This window comes from Thermopolyspora flexuosa (assembly GCF_006716785.1).
Taxonomy (GTDB): Bacteria; Actinomycetota; Actinomycetes; order Streptosporangiales; family Streptosporangiaceae; genus Thermopolyspora; species Thermopolyspora flexuosa.
In genome coordinates this window covers 5,124,802-5,139,421 of sequence record NZ_VFPQ01000001.1, presented here as the reverse complement: position 1 = coordinate 5,139,421, position 14,620 = coordinate 5,124,802, and the positions used below count along the sequence as shown (strand labels likewise).

At 71.9% G+C, this 14,620-nt stretch carries 9 protein-coding genes; 3 read left to right on the top strand and 6 right to left on the bottom strand.

From position 1 onward, the window contains the following. Positions 1 to 416: 416 nt before the first annotated feature. Positions 417 to 902: an ATP-binding protein gene (locus FHX40_RS22025; RefSeq protein WP_170198926.1), complete on the top strand. Its 486-nt coding sequence runs from the start codon at positions 417 to 419 to the stop codon at positions 900 to 902. 337 nt (positions 903 to 1,239) lie between these two features. Here FHX40_RS22025 and FHX40_RS22020 read toward each other — a convergent pair whose 3' ends face one another. The 5 genes from FHX40_RS22020 to FHX40_RS22000 form a co-directional block, all read right to left on the bottom strand. Continuing rightward, positions 1,240 to 2,292, bottom strand: coding sequence for an ABC transporter permease (locus FHX40_RS22020; protein WP_142261382.1), 1,053 nt, complete (start codon positions 2,290 to 2,292; stop codon positions 1,240 to 1,242). Further along, complete coding sequence (locus FHX40_RS22015; protein WP_142261381.1) at positions 2,289 to 3,251, bottom strand: ABC transporter permease; 963 nt, start codon at positions 3,249 to 3,251, stop codon at positions 2,289 to 2,291. The genes FHX40_RS22020 and FHX40_RS22015 overlap by 4 nt, the downstream gene beginning before the upstream one ends. A gap of 102 nt (positions 3,252 to 3,353) precedes the next feature. Further along, positions 3,354 to 5,012, bottom strand: coding sequence for a sugar ABC transporter ATP-binding protein (locus FHX40_RS22010; RefSeq protein WP_142261380.1), 1,659 nt, complete (start codon positions 5,010 to 5,012; stop codon positions 3,354 to 3,356). Positions 5,013 to 5,130: 118 nt separating this feature from the next. After that, a complete protein-coding gene (locus FHX40_RS22005) occupies positions 5,131 to 6,231 on the bottom strand; it encodes an ABC transporter substrate-binding protein (protein WP_211350352.1) in 1,101 nt (366 codons plus the stop codon). Between the two features lie 20 nt (positions 6,232 to 6,251). Then, positions 6,252 to 8,852 carry a PA14 domain-containing protein gene (locus FHX40_RS22000; protein WP_142261379.1) on the bottom strand — a complete coding sequence of 867 codons (2,601 nt, stop codon included), beginning with the start codon at positions 8,850 to 8,852 and terminating at the stop codon, positions 6,252 to 6,254. Between the two features lie 244 nt (positions 8,853 to 9,096). Between FHX40_RS22000 and FHX40_RS21995 the strand changes: the two genes are divergently transcribed. Both FHX40_RS21995 and FHX40_RS21990 read left to right on the top strand, forming a co-directional pair. Next, positions 9,097 to 9,906 carry a DeoR/GlpR family DNA-binding transcription regulator gene (locus FHX40_RS21995; protein ID WP_142261378.1) on the top strand — a complete coding sequence of 270 codons (810 nt, stop codon included), beginning with the start codon at positions 9,097 to 9,099 and terminating at the stop codon, positions 9,904 to 9,906. Between the two features lie 111 nt (positions 9,907 to 10,017). Further along, positions 10,018 to 11,616, top strand: a complete 1,599-nt coding sequence (locus FHX40_RS21990) for a sugar ABC transporter ATP-binding protein (protein ID WP_142261377.1) — start codon at positions 10,018 to 10,020, stop codon at positions 11,614 to 11,616. Positions 11,617 to 11,751: 135 nt separating this feature from the next. Here the strand turns inward: FHX40_RS21990 and FHX40_RS21985 are convergent, their stop codons facing one another. Continuing rightward, complete coding sequence (locus tag FHX40_RS21985) at positions 11,752 to 14,505, bottom strand: glycoside hydrolase family 3 protein (RefSeq protein WP_142261376.1); 2,754 nt, start codon at positions 14,503 to 14,505, stop codon at positions 11,752 to 11,754. Positions 14,506 to 14,620 lie beyond the last annotated feature (115 nt).

Below are 14,620 nucleotides of genomic sequence, written 5' to 3'. Positions count from 1 at the left end.
ATGGACATGGAGGCGACCGTGGTTGCCCAACCCGCGACGATCGCGATCGACAACGCCGACCGCGCGCACCCTCAATCGGCCGCCGAGACGCAACGATCGCCGGCTTCTGTGAGCCCACCCTGCGGCTGGCACATCTGGTACGGGCCGTTCACCAGGCGATGGTGGGCGATGCCACCCGCCACGTACCGCCATGCACAGAGGCTCCTCGAAGCCCCTGACCCGCAGGCGCTTGCCACACTGATCCAGCAGGCCGAACGCACAGCAGGTGACCGGGACGACGGCACCGGGACACACCCGCGACGGCACCCGATCAGCACGAGGCCACGGTCAGAACACGCGGCCGTCGGCCATGTACCGGATGGGCGATCGTCATGTTGCGCGGAACGCTGACTCGAGTGTCCTCCCGGGTTCGTGGCATGAGGATTGCGGTCGCCCGCCTCAGAAGCGCCCAGGGACGTCACGCCCGCAGCCAATCGTTCGGTCTGACCTGGTTACACCTCACCGAGCGCCCGCTGTTGAGGGTCCGCCACTTCACGGCGACACCTGAGCAGGTCGGGCAGGCACGCACGTTCGCCCGCCGCGTCGTGGGCGAGCGGCATCCGCGGCTGCATGACGTCGTGCTCGTGGTGAGCGAACTCGCGGGAAACGCTGTACGGCACGGCGGCCAAGGCCCCGGACGCGAGTTCGAGGTCTCCGTGGTGCTGGGAGACGACTCGGTCGTGGTGGCCGTCCGCGACAGCGGACTGTCCGGCACACCCCACCTGCGCTCATGCGACATCGACTGCGACAGCGGACGAGGGCTCGCGCTCGTGGCCATGGCGGCACGGCGATGGGGCTTCCACCGGGATCCCGCAGGCACCGTGGTATGGGCTGAGTTGGATGCCAGACCCTTGCCCGACTGACGAACAGTCGCGAGGCGCAAAGCGTTTGAAGCCGTCGGGGAGGTATCGCTCGTTGTCGCGATCCGACAGGACCCCGACGGCAAGTCGCAGCGAGGCGAGTTCGGTTGAACATAGACCGGCGTGGGCTGTCCCACACCGGCGTGGTGAGTCAGGCTCGGCAGGCTCGTGCAGCCCACCGGCCTAGCCCACTCCCGTGTAGAAGGCGATGAAGGCCGCGCGACATTTGGCGGATTCCGTGCGGCCGGATGCGGACATCGGACGGCCGGCGGCGGGGAGACGGGCGATGACCGCCCGAGGTACCTTTCCCGCCGCCGGCCGCGCCCCTCCCGCGAGCTGGTCAGGTGATGCCCTGGGCCCTGCTGAGCAGGCGCTGCGCGATGACGACGAGGGCGAGGAAGGCGCCGCTGACCACCTGCTGCACCGCGGAGGTGAGGCTGCCGACCTGGTTGATCAGGCTCTGGATGACGCCCATGAGCAGCACCCCGGCCATGGTGCCGGTGATGCCGCCGACGCCGCCGGTGAGCAGGGTGCCGCCGATCACCACGGCGGCGATCACGTCGAGTTCGAGGCCGACGCCGAGGATGGTGACGCCGGAGGAGAGCCGGGCCGCGTTGAGCGCGCCCGCGAGCCCGGCGAGCAGGCCGGACATGGTGTAGACGAGGATCTTGGTACGGGCGACCGGCACGCCCATCAGCCTGGCCGCGTCCTCGTTGCCGCCGATCGCGTACACGTTCTGGCCGAACCCGGTGCGCTGCAGCAGCAGCATGCCGAGCAGGGCGAGGGCCACGGTGATGTACACCGGCCAGGTGAGGCCGGTGCCGAACGGGCCGGTCTGGCCGAGCGCGGCGAAGGCCCGGTCCTCGACCAGGTACGTGGTGGCGCCCTCGTGCGACACGGCGAGCATGAGGCCGCGGGCCCCGAGCATGCCGGCGAGCGTGACGATGAACGGGGCCATGCCGGTACGGGCGATGATCACCCCCTGCACCAGGCCGAACAGGCCGCACACCGCGAGCGGGAGGGCGAGCGCGGTGAGCGTCCCGGCCTGGGAGGCGTACGCGGCGAGCACGCCGCCGAGCACGAACAGCGAGCCGACCGACAGGTCGATGCCACCGCTGATGATCACGAAGGTCATGCCGATCGCGATGATCGCCAGGAAGGACGAGGACACGATCACGCTGATCGCGTTGTCCGCGGTGGCGAACGACTCGAAGGCCACCGAGCCGAAGACGACGAGTACGGCGAGCACCATGAGCGCGCCGTGCTGCTGCAGCAGCCGGCCCACCCGCTCGCGCAGCACGCCCCGCTGCCGTTCGGCCGCCGCGTCGAGGCGGGCCGCGGCGGGCGGCCGTGCCGTACCGGCGGCCGGGGTGGAGGTGGAGGATTCGGTCATCGGGTGCCTCGCTCCCGGGTGGCGTAGACGGCGGCGAGGATGATGGCCGCCTGGACCATCTGGGTCCACGACTGGGGCAGGTTGTGCTTGATCAGCGTTGCGGAGAGCAGCTGCATGAGCAGCGCGCCCATCACGGTGCCGAGCACGCGGATGCGCCCGCCGGTGAGCGGGGTGCCGCCCACCACCACGGCGGTGATCGCGGACAGCTCCATGTAGAGGCCGAGCGAGGTGGGGTCGCTCGCCTGCAGCCGGGCGGTGGCGAGCACCCCGGCGATCGCGGCGAGCACGCCCGAGATCACGTACACGATGAGCAGGGTGCGCTTCACCGGCAGGCCGGACAGCTCGCTCGCCGCCCGGTTGCCGCCGATCGCCACCACGTGCCGCCCGAACGTGGTGCGGCGGACCACAAACGCGATGGCCAGCGTGAGCACGGCCGCGACGATCACGATGATCGGGACGCCCGCGATCGACTCGCCGCCGAGCGCGATCAGGTCCGGGTTGCGGAACTCGCGCAGCTGCGGCACGAGCACGTTCGCCAGGCCGCGGATGCCGACGAGCAGGGCGAGCGTGGCCACGATCGGCTGCACCCCGACGTACGCGACGAGCGACCCGCCGACCGCGCCGACGACCGCCCCGGCGAGCAGCGCCATGGCGATCGCGGGGAGCGCGCCGTACCCGAGGTAGAGCACGACGACGGCGGCGGCGAGCGCCATCACCGAGCCGACCGACAGGTCGATGCCCTCGGTGCCGATGACCAAGGCCATGCCCAGCGAGACGATCACGATCGGGGTGACCTGGACGAGCTGGGTGCGGAAGTTGCCGACGTCGAGGAAGTTCGGCGTGAACAGGATGTTGAAGACGAGCAGGGCGAGCACCGCCGCGTACACGCCGTACTCCTGCAGCCAGGCCAGCACCCGCTCCCGGTCGAGCCGCCCCGGCTTCGCCGCGATCTCGGCCATCAGGCACCGCCCTCCGCCTTCCCGGTACGGCACGGCCGCCCGGCGTACGACGCCGCCGACACCATCCACTCACCGACGCGAAAGCGCCGCAAGGCGGATCTTTCAGACATCCTGCTCTCCTTCTCCCGGGCCGGCGGCGGTGGCGGCGTCCGCGCCCCGGGAGCGGGCGATCGTCGCCATGATCGCCTGCTCGGTGACCTCGTCGCCGCGCAGCTCGCCGACGACCGCGCCCTCGCGCAGCACCACCACGCGGTCCGAGCCGTCCACGAGTTCCTGCAGGTCGGAGGAGATGAGCAGCACGCCGAGCCCCTCCTCGGCGAGCTCGTCGATGAGCGCCCGCACCTCCGCCTTGGCGCCGACGTCGATGCCGCGGGTGGGCTCGTCGAGCAGCAGCACCTTCGGCTGCACCGCGAGCCAGCGGGCGAGCAGCACCTTCTGCTGGTTGCCGCCGGACAGCTCGGACACCCGCTGGTGCGGCGAGGCGGCCTTGATGCGCAGCCGCCGCATGAACGTCTCCACGATGCGGTCGATGCGCTCGTCGGAGACGATCCCGGCGCGGGACAGCCGGGGGAGCGCGGCGAGCGCGATGTTCTCGCGGACCGAGAGCGTGGGCACGATGCCCTCGGCCTTGCGGTCCTCCGGCAGCAGGCTCACCCCGGCCCGAACCGCGGCCGTGGTGGTGCGGCGCCGCAGCGGCCGCCCTGCGACGATCACCTCGCCGTCGTCGAGCGGCACCGCGCCCGCGATCGCCTTCGCGGTCTCGCTGCGGCCGGACCCGAGCAGCCCGCCCAGGCCCACCACCTCGCCGGGCCGTACCGCGACCGAGACGCCGTGCAGCACGTGGCGGCGGGTGAGGTTGCGCGCCTCCACCACCGGGGCCCGGCCCCCGTGCGCCGCGTGCCCCCGCGGGCCGGCCTCGCGTGCGGCCGTACGCGGCGCCGGGTGGCCGGCCCCGTCGCCGCCGGAGCCGGACGCGGCGGGGCGGCCCCGGGTGGACCGGCGCGCCGGCGCGGCGGCGAGGTCGCGGCCGAGCATGAGCGAGATGAGCTCCAGCCGGTCGAGCTCGGCGAGCGGGCCGGTGTGCACGAGGCGGCCGTCGCGCAGCACGGTGACCCGGTCGCAGATGCGGTAGAGCTCCTCCATCCGGTGGCTGACGTAGACCACCGCGAGGCCGCGGCGGCGCAGCTCCGCCACCACGCCGAACAGCGTCTCCACCTCGCGCGGCTCGAGGGACGAGGTGGGCTCGTCCATCACGATCACCCGGGCGTCGACCGACGCGGCCCGGGCGAGGGCGACCATCTGCTGGGCGCCGACGCCGAGGCTGCGCAGCGGGCGGCGCACGTCGGTGCGCACGCCGTACTCGGCGAGCAGCCGTTCGGCCCGGGCGTTCATCTCGGCCACGTCGATGATGCCGAACCGGTTGCGCGGCTCGCGGCCGAGCAGCAGGTTGCGGGCCACGCTCATCATCGGCACCAGGTTGACCTCCTGGTAGATGGTCGAGATGCCGGACCGCTGCGCCTGCAGCGGGGTGGCGAACGTCACCGGCTCGCCCCGGTACCGCAGCTCGCCCCCGTCGGGCCGGTACACCCCGGTGAGCACCTTGATCAGGGTCGACTTGCCGGCGCCGTTCTCCCCGACGAGCGCGTGCACCTCGCCGGGGCGGAGGGCGCACGACACCTCGTCGAGGGCGAGCACCCCGGGGAAACGTTTGGAGACCCGCCGGGCCTCGAGCACCGGCTCCGGGTCGGTGGATACGGGCAACGGTCCTCCCCCGTGGCCGTCTCGTGCATGGTCTTGCGGTGGAACCGCGTGCCGCGCCCGTGGACGCCCCGCCCGGACACGGGCTCACGGGAAGTCCGGACGGGGCGGGCCTCACGGATCAGTACGCGTCGCCCAGCGACTCCTTGGCCGTGGACGTGTCGTACTCGCGGTCGGAGATGATGATCTTGTCCGGGATCTCCTCGCCGTTGAGGAACTTCTGCGCGGTCTCGAAGGCGAGCGGCCCGAACCTCGGGTTCGACTCGACCACGGCGTGCAGCCAGCCGTCCACGATCGCCTGGACCGCGCTGCGGGTGCCGTCGATCGAGACGATCTTGATGTCGCCGGGCTCCTTGCCCGCGCCCTTGAGCGCGGTCACCGCGCCGAGCGCCATCTCGTCGTTCTCGGCGTAGATGCCGTTGATGTCCGGCCGGGACTGGATGAGCTGCTCGGTGACCTGCTGGCCCTTCTCCCGGGTGAACTCACCGGTCTGCTCAAAGACGATCTTGATGTCCGGCGCCTTCTCCTGGATGCGGTCCTTGAACCCGGCGGTGCGCTCGTTGGTGACGTTGTTGCCCGGCGCGCCGAGCAGGATCGCCACCTCGCCCTTGCCGCCCAGGGCCTCGATCATCCGGTCGGCGGCGCGCTTGCCCTGCTCGTAGAAGTCCGACCCGATGAACGTGAGGTAGTCCTGGCACGGCGTGGCGTTGATCCTGCGGTCGACCGTGATGATCGGGATCTTCTTCGCCGCGGCCTGCTGGAGCACCGGCTCCCAGCCGTCGCTGTTCAGCGGCGCGATCACCAGCAGCTTCACGCCCTGGGCGATGAGCTGCTGCACGTCGGTGATCTGCTTGGAGAACTGCGATTGGGCGTTGGTCACCCGCAGGTCCTTGATCCCGAGCTTCGCCGCCTCATCCTTGATCGACTTGGTCTCGGCGATGCGGAACGGGTTCGCCTCCTTCTCCGACTGGGAGAAGCCGACCGGCACCGAGGTGAGGTCGAACTTTTCGCCGCCGAACCTCTCCAGCGTGCAGGTGGACGCGGGCTCGCCGGTGGGGGAGGCCACGACCTGCTGCTGCCCCTGGCCGCCGCCGGAGGCGGCCGGCGGGGCGGTGTCCTCCTCGCCGCGGGCGCAGCCGGCCAGGGCGAGCGCCGCGCACAGGGCGAGCGCCATCCCGGTACGGCGGGCCGTGCGGGGCACGGGACGCAGAGCGGTGATCATGATGGTTCCTTTCCGGGTGGTCAGCACGCGACCGGCGGGCCGTCGATCACGGCGCGGTTGGCCGCGCGGACCTTGCCGGCGTCCGGCTTGAGGATCGCGCGGTCGTAGGTGAGCAGGCCGTTGACCTCGATCTCGACGTCGGTGATCTGCGTGTAGATCGCGGCGGACAGGCCCTTGCACGAGCGCAGCCGCTTGAGCTGCTCGTTGAGCTGCAGGTAGTGCTCGGTGAGCGCGTTCGCGTCGGGCTCACCCTGGTAGCCCCAGCCGCCGCCGGACCAGCTGTGGCCGACCACGAGCAGGCCGAGCCCGCCGTACTCGCCGAGGACGGTGGCGCGGTTTCCGGTCGGGGCGGGCGGGTCGCCGGGGCCGACGTAGATGTGGTAGTCGGCGACGTCGCCGTTGCCGCCGTCGACGGCGCCGCAGCAGTTGATGCCGCTCATGTTGTTCACCAGGCGGGACGGGTCCCACGCCTTCACCTGGTCGGCGATGCGGGCCTGGTCGTACTGGCCCCAGCCCTCGTTGAACGGCACCCACATCACCACGGCCGGGCTGTTGTGGTGCTGGTCCATGATCCGCTTCAGCTCGGCCTCGAACTGGGCGTTGTCCTCGGCGGAGCGGGCGGCGAACCGGGACGGCATGTCCTGCCAGACCAGCAGGCCGAGCCGGTCGGCGTGGTAGAACCAGCGGTCGGACTCCACCTTCACGTGCTTGCGCACCGCGTTGAAGCCGAGGTTCTTGGTCTGCTCCAGGTCGAAGCGCAGCGCCTCGTCGGTGGGCGCGGTGTAGATGCCGTCCGGCCAGAAGCCCTGGTCGAGCGGGCCGAAGTGGAACACCGGCTCGCCGTTGAGCAGGATGCGGTTCATCCCGTCGACCTTGCCGATCGCGATCGAGCGCATCCCGAAGTAGCTGCCGGCCTTGTCGAGGGTGCGGCCGCGGCCGTCCTTGAGCGTGACCTCGAGGTCGTAGAGGAACGGCCGCTCCGGCGTCCACAGGATCGGGTCCTTCACCGGCAACGTGAGCTCGGTGCCCGGGGCGCCGGTCACGGTGCCGACGACGCGGCCGTTCGCGCGGGCGGTGAGCGTGACGGCGGCGGCCTCGCCCTCGGCGGTCACGGTCGCCTTCAGCGCCTTGCCCGGCACGTCCGGGGTGGTGCGCAGGCCGCTGATGTACGCCGCGGGCACGGGCTCGAGCCACACGGTCTGCCAGATGCCGGAGGCGGTGGTGTACCAGATGCTGTGCGGGTTGGGGTGCTGCTTGCCGAGCGCCTGCCGGTCGCGGTCGCTCGGGTCGGACACGTGGACGATCAGCTCCTGCCGCCCGTGCGGCCGGAGCGCGTCGGTGACGTCCACGGTGAACCGGTCGTAGCCGCCCTTGTGCGAGCCGACCTGCCTGCCGTTCACGTAGACGACCGCCTCGTAGTCGACCGCGTCGAGGTGCAGCAGCACGCGGCCCTTCTGCCAGGCGCCCGGCACCGTGAAGGTGCGGCGGTACCACATGCGGTCCTCGTGCCGGCCGATGCCGGAGAGCGTCGACTCGACCGGGAACGGCACGGTGATGCGCTCGGGCAGGGTGCGGCCGAACGGCGGGGCCTCACCCTCCCGGGCGGGGGCGAACTCCCAGACGCCGTTGAGGTTGCTCCAGTCCTTGCGGGTGAGCTGCGGGCGCGGGTACTCCGGCAGCGGCCGGTTCGGGTTCACCTTCTTCGCCCACCTGGTGCTCAGCGTGTACGCCGAGCCGTTCTCGACGAGCACGTGCACGTACGCCGGGAACTCGCCGCCGTCGGCGTACGTGACGCCGCCCTGGCCGTCGTAGGAGGTGCGCAGGTTGTTGCCGGCCTTGGCGGGGATCGGGTACTGCAGGCCGAGGCGCAGCACCCGGCGGTCCCGCGGGTCGAGGGTGGCCGACTTCACCGGCCATGCCGTACCGCCGATGGTGAGGCCGAAGTGGGACGCGGCCTGCTTCGGCACGCGGGCGAGCGGCCTGTCGAAGGTGAGCACGGCCGTGTCACCGGACTCGACGACGCGGGCGGTCACCGGGCCCGGCGGCTCGAAGCCCTCGGGGAGGGTGAACGCGGACGCGGGCACGATCTGCTTGGGCGTGCTCGGGCTCTCCCAGCGCAGCCGCATGTGCGAGCCGCCCCAGTGCTCGAAGAACTCGAGCTTGAAGTCGTACGCCCGGCCGGCCTCGAGCGCGATCGGGGTGCCGACCACCTCGACGTCCCAGTCGTCCACCCAGTGGTCGATGACGAGCCGGCCGTCGATCCACAGCCGGTAGCCGTTGTCGCCGATCGCCGAGAACGTGTACGTCTCGGAGTGCTCGGGCGTGATGCGCCCGGTCCACCGGACGGTCACGTTGTCGTTCTGGCCGGTCAGCAGGGTGAAGACCGGTTCGAGGTCGGCGAACTCGATGTTCGGGTCGACGACGGTCGCCTTCAGCTCGCCGAAGTCGAACCGGCCCGGCCCCGTGCTCGTGTAGTAGTCGCCGCGCAGTCCGGGGCGGCCGTCCGCGGCCTCCGCGGCCGCCGGCGCCGGCGCGGCGAACTGCGCCGCGAGCGTGCAGAGGGCCGCGAGCAGGAGCAGGAGGGGGTGCTTGAGGGTTGTCCTTCCACGAGTGGTGCTCATCGCACGACGTCCTCTCTCGGGAGCCCGTGCCCTAAAGAAAGCACCGCGTGATCGAAAGAGTCAACACTTTCGATCGAAAACGTTCACATTCGTTCAACCTTCGCGGGGTGCTCCCGGCTGTGGCCGACCGACTATGATCGGTAGTGGTCAGGTCCCCGCCGGGGGCGGCGGGGACGTCGGCACGGGCCGGCCGGAGACGTCAGGTGAGGCCGGTGGCCGGCCCGAGGGTGACGCCGGAGTAGGCATGGTGAGCGACCCGCAGGTCCCGGGCGAGGCACGCCGCCCCGTGTTCGCGGCCGAGCGCAGGCAGCGCATCCTCGAGCTGCTGCGCGCCAACGGGGCGCTGTCGCTGCGGGAGCTGGCGCAGGCCGTGCGCTCCTCCGAGGTCACGGTCCGCCGCGACCTGAAGGCGCTCGCCGCCGAGGGCCTGCTCAACCGGCACCACGGCGGGGCCACCCTGCCCGGCGACCTCACCCGCGAGCCCACCCACGCGCAGAAGGCCCAGGTCGCCTCGGCCGAGAAGCTCGCCATCGCGGACCTCGCCGCCTCCCTGGTGGAGGACGGTGACGCGATCGTGGTCGGCCCGGGCACCACCACCCAGGCGTTCGCCGCCCGCCTCGGCCGGTTCTCCGAGCTCGCCGTGGTCACCAACTCGCTCCCGGTGGCCCAGGCGCTCGCCGCGTACCCGCGCATCGAGGTGGTGCTCACCGGTGGCACGCTGCGCGGCTCGATCCTCGCCCTGGTCGGCAGCGCCGCCGAGGCCTCGCTCGCCGGGCTCCGGGTACGGCGGGCCTTCCTGTCCGGCAACGGGCTCACCGCCGAGCGCGGCCTGTCCACCCCGAACATGCAGGTCGCGAGCGTGGACCGGGCGCTGGCCGCGGCGGCCGAGGAGGTCGTCGTGCTCGCCGACCACACCAAGATCGGCGTGGACACGATGGTGCAGACCGTGCCCGCCGAGCGCATCGACCACCTCGTCACCGACGAGAACGCGCCCGCCGAGGTGCTCGACGAGCTCGCCGCCCGGGGCGTGCGGCTGCACGTCGCTCGACTCTGATCGAGTCTGATCGCTCGTAACCGTAACAGTTCCGTTTTATTACGTTCCTGTTACCGGGTGGGCACACGATCGATCACAAGGGAACGTCTCCTCGGGGTGAGGAGGGAGCCTGTGGCCGCCAACCTGCTCGAAGCCGTGGGCGTCCTGAAGTCCTTCGGGGAGGTCCGGGCGCTCGACCACGTCTCCCTCGCCGTGCGGGCCGGCGAGGTGCACACGATCGTCGGCGGCAACGGGGCCGGCAAGTCCACGCTGGTCAAGGTGCTGTCCGGGGTGTGCCGCCCCGACCGGGGCGAGCTGCGGGTCGACGGCCGCCCGGTACGCTTCGCCACCCCGCTCGACGCGCTGCGCGCCGGGATCGGCGCGGTGCACCAGGAGGGCAACCTCGTCCCGATGATGAGCGTGGCGCGCAACCTGTTCCTCGGCCGCGAGCCCCGCCGGTTCGGCCTCATCGACTTCTCCCGGATGCACGACCTCGCCGCCGAGACCCTCGCCGGGTACGGCCTGCACGTCGACGTGCGCCGCCCGCTCGGCTCGCTCGGCCCCGGCACGCGGCAGCTCGTCGCGATCGCCCGCGCGGTGTCCACCGGGGCCCGCGTGATCGTGCTCGACGAGCCCGGCGCCGCGCTGGAACCGGCCGAGCTCGACACGCTGTTCGCCGTGGTCGACCGGCTGCGCGCGGAGGGCCGGGCGATCGTCTACGTCAGCCACCGGCTCGACGAGCTGTACCGGGTGGGCGACCGGGTCACCGTGCTGCGCGACGGCCGGGTGGTGCGCACCGGGCCGCTCGCCGCGATCGACCAGGTGCGGCTCGTCTCGCTCATGCTCGGCCGGCCGTACCGGCCCGCGACGACCGGCCCGGCCGCGGCCGACCCGGCCGGCGAGCAGCCCGCGGACGAGCCCGGCGACGAGCCGGTGCTCACCGCCACCGGGCTCACCCGGCGGCGCGTGCTCTCCGGGGTGTCGCTCGCGCTGCGCCCCGGCGAGGTGCTCGGCCTCGGCGGCCTGCTCGGCGCCGGGCGCAGCGCGACCGCCCGGGCGATCGCGGGCGCGCTGCCGGTCGACGCGGGCCAGGTCACCGTGGCGGGCGCGCCGAAACGCAAGTGGTCGATCCGCGCCGCGATCCGCGCGGGCATCAGCCTGGTGCCCAAGGACCGCCGCACCGAGGGCATCGTGCCGACCCTGTCGGTGCGGGACAACATCGCGCTCGCCGCGCTGTCCCGGCTGTCCCGCGCCGGGATCGTCTCCGACGCGCGGGTGGACAAACTGGTCGCCGACCTGATGGACCGGCTGCACATCAAGGCCACCTCGCCCCGGCAGCGGGTGGCCGAGCTGTCCGGCGGCAACCAGCAGAAGGTGCTGCTCGCCCGCTGGCTCGCCATGCGCCCGCGGGTGCTGCTGCTCGACGAGCCCACCCGCGGCGTCGACGTCGCCGCCAAGGCCGACCTGCGCTCCCTCATCGACGACCTCGCCGTCGACGGGCTCGCCGTACTGCTCATCTCGAACGACCCGCGCGAGCTCGCGGACAACTGCGACCGCGTCGTCGTGCTGCGCGACGGCGCCGTGGTCGGCGAGCTGTCCGGCCTCGCCATCACCGAGCAGCGCATCGTCGAGGCGATCGCCGCCGTACCCGCCACCGGCCCCTCCGGCGCGTCCGCCCCCGCCCGGGCGGCCGGGATGGCCACCGCGGACCCCGGGCTCGCCACCCCCTGAGACCTCGACCGCTCCGAATCGGTCGGATTCGGTCATCATCCGATCCGAGCGGGGACGTCCGGCGAACGTCCCGGCAGGGGAACGGCCCCCGAATCCGGCGGATCCGGGGGCCGTGTCCGTGACGGGGTCCGCGGGTCAGGTCAGGCTCTCGCAGGAGCGGGCGTCGGGGTCGTTCGCCGCCTGCGGGACCCAGCGGACGTTGGCGAAGGAGGCGGAGAAGGCGCCCTCGGTGTAGACGAGGAACGGCGTGTTGACGTTCTCCAGGTCGAGGCCGAGCGAGGCGAAGCAGGCGATCGGGATCTTCACCGTGGCCTTCTCGCCCACCGGCAGGTTCTGGAACAGGTTCGTCGCCACCACCTCGGCGCCGCACGGCCAGACGCAGTGCACGCTGATCACCGTGCGGGCGGCGGGCGGCTGGTGCACGATCGTGTCGAACACCAGCGCGCCGTTCGCATTCAGGTAGCCGCGCAGGTCGCTGCCGCCGGCCGGGTCCTGCATGTAGATCTGCGCGGGCCCGGTGCCGTTCCAGGTGGCGCGCAGCGCGTCCTGTTGCACGTTCACGTCGGACGGCTCGACGCTGATCTCGCTGTGCGACGCGGTGAGGTCCGGGCCGATCTCGGTGCCGCTCCAGTTCTCCGCCGAGCCGATGTAGCCGCGGTACGGGTCGACGTCGGTGCGGTTGAAGATCTCCAGGGGCTCGGTGGCGGTGCCGCCGCCGTCCGTGGCGCCGCACGGCAGCTCGGAGGTGGGCTCGTCGAGCTTGCCGATCTTGCTCGGCTGGCCGTACCGCAGGCCGTACCCGACCGGGAAGAGCGGGTCGTAACCCTTGTCGCCCACGTTGAGCGGGGTCTGGCAGGGGCCCTTCGGCCAGGAGTACGGCAGCTTGCCGGTGTAGCCGGGGCCGCTGTTGCGGCCGCGGACCAGCAGGTCGGCGACGCCGCCGCCCTCGGTGCCGGGCAGCCACGCGACCACGAACGCGTCCGAGCGGTTGAGCTCCTTGTTGACGTAGAGCGGGCGGCCGGTCACGTACACCGTGATCACCGGGGTGCCCTTGCCGCTCACCTTGTCGAGCACGGCGAGGTCGCCCGGGTAGAGCCGCGCCGCCTCCAGGGTGCGCCGGGACAGGTCGCCGACGCCCTCGGCGTACGGCGTCTCGCCGATCACCGCGATCACCGCGTCGTAGGCGCGGACGTCGACGTTGTCGGCGGTCTCGTTGAAGGTGACGTTCTGCGGGCCGAGCGCCTCGCGCAGGCCGTCGAGGATGGTCTGGCCGACCGGGAAGTCCTCGTTGGTGTTGCCGGTGCCCTGCCAGGTGAGCGACCATCCGCCGGTCTGGTTCTGCATGCTGTGGGCGCTCTTGCCGACCACGAGCACCTTCGACCGCGGCGACAGCGGCAGCACGCCCTTGTTGTTCTTCAGCAGCACCTGCGACCGCCGTACCGCCTCGCGGGCGAGCTCGCGGGCCTTGAGCAGGTCGACCTTGCCCGCGGCGTACCGGGCGGACGGCTTGGGCGCCTCGAACAGGCCGGCGCGCAGCTTGACGCGCAGGATGCGGCGCACCGCGTCGTCGATCCGGGACATCGGGATCTCGCCGGACCGCACCTGGGCGACGGTGTTGGTGATGAACGCCTTCCAGTCGTTCGGCACCATCACCATGTCGATGCCGGCCTTGATCGCCTGCGGGCAGCTCGCGTTCGTGCAGCCCGGCACCTGGCCGATGCCGTTCCAGTCGGAGACGACGAACCCGTCGAACCCGATCTTCTGCTTGAGGATCCGGGTGAGGACCTTCTCACTGCCGTGGATCTTGCCCTCGGTGATCCCGAGCTCCTCGTTGGTCCAGCTGTTGAACGAGGCCATCACGGTCTGGGCGCCGGCGGCGATCGCGCCGTAGTAGCCCTGGCCGTGGATGTTGATCATCTCGGCCTCGGAGGACATGTTCACGCCCTGGTCGACGCCCTTGTCGGTGCCGCCGTCGCCGATGAAGTGCTTGGCGGTGGCGATCACGCCGGCCTTGTCGATGCGGCGGTTGCCGGTGCCCTGCAGGCCGAGCACGGCCTCGGTCGCGTACGCGCGGGTGATCCGCGGGTCCTCGGAGTAGCCCTCGTACGTGCGGCCCCACCGGTCGTCGCGGGGCACGGCGACGGTCGGGGCGAACGTCCAGTCCAGGCCGGTGACCCGCACCTGCAGCGCGGTCGCCTGGGCGATCTTGCGTACCAGGCAGGGGTCCTGCGCGGCGCCGAGGCCGATGTTGTGCGGGAACAGCGTCGCGCCGAACACGTTGTTGTGGCCGTGCACCGCGTCGGTGCCCCAGATGATCGGGATCTTCAGCCGGGTGCTCTTCGACGCCTCCCAGTACGCGTCGGCGAGGGCGAGCCACTCCTGCGGCGAGGCGTGCTTGTTCCGGTTCGGCCAGGAGCCTCCGCCGTTGAGCACCGACCCGATGTGGTACTGCTTCACCTCCTCGGGGGTGATGGCGGAGATCTCCGGCTGGGTCATCTGCCCGACCTTCTCCTCAAGCGTCATCTTCTTGAGGAGCTCGTCGATGCGCTTCTCGTCCGCCGGGTCCTTGCGGAACCGGCTGTTCACCTTCGGCCAGTCCCGCAGCTTCGGCAGGTTCTTCGGGATCTGCGTGCAGGCGACCGGGCCCTGCGGCGGGTGCGGGCCGACCGGCGGACCCTGCGGCGGGTGAGGGCCGCCGACGGGCCCCGGCCCGGCCGTGACCGGACCCGGCCCCGGCGGCGTCGTGGCCGCGGCGGCGGGCGTGATCGCCACGGTGCCGCCGAGCAGCGCGACCCCGGCCGCGGTCGCGAGCAGGCGGGCACGGAAGAGGGGGCGCAGGCGGCGCCGGCCGGAGGCGGGTACCGGGCGCCGTGCGTGCGAGCTACCCATGGACCCTCCAAGGGTGCGATGGGACCGATCAAGGAGAGAGCGCTCTCAGCACAGCGTCGGTGTCACTTTTCTCACAGTCAAGGTTTGTGGAAATAACGATTCGTGTTACCCGTGC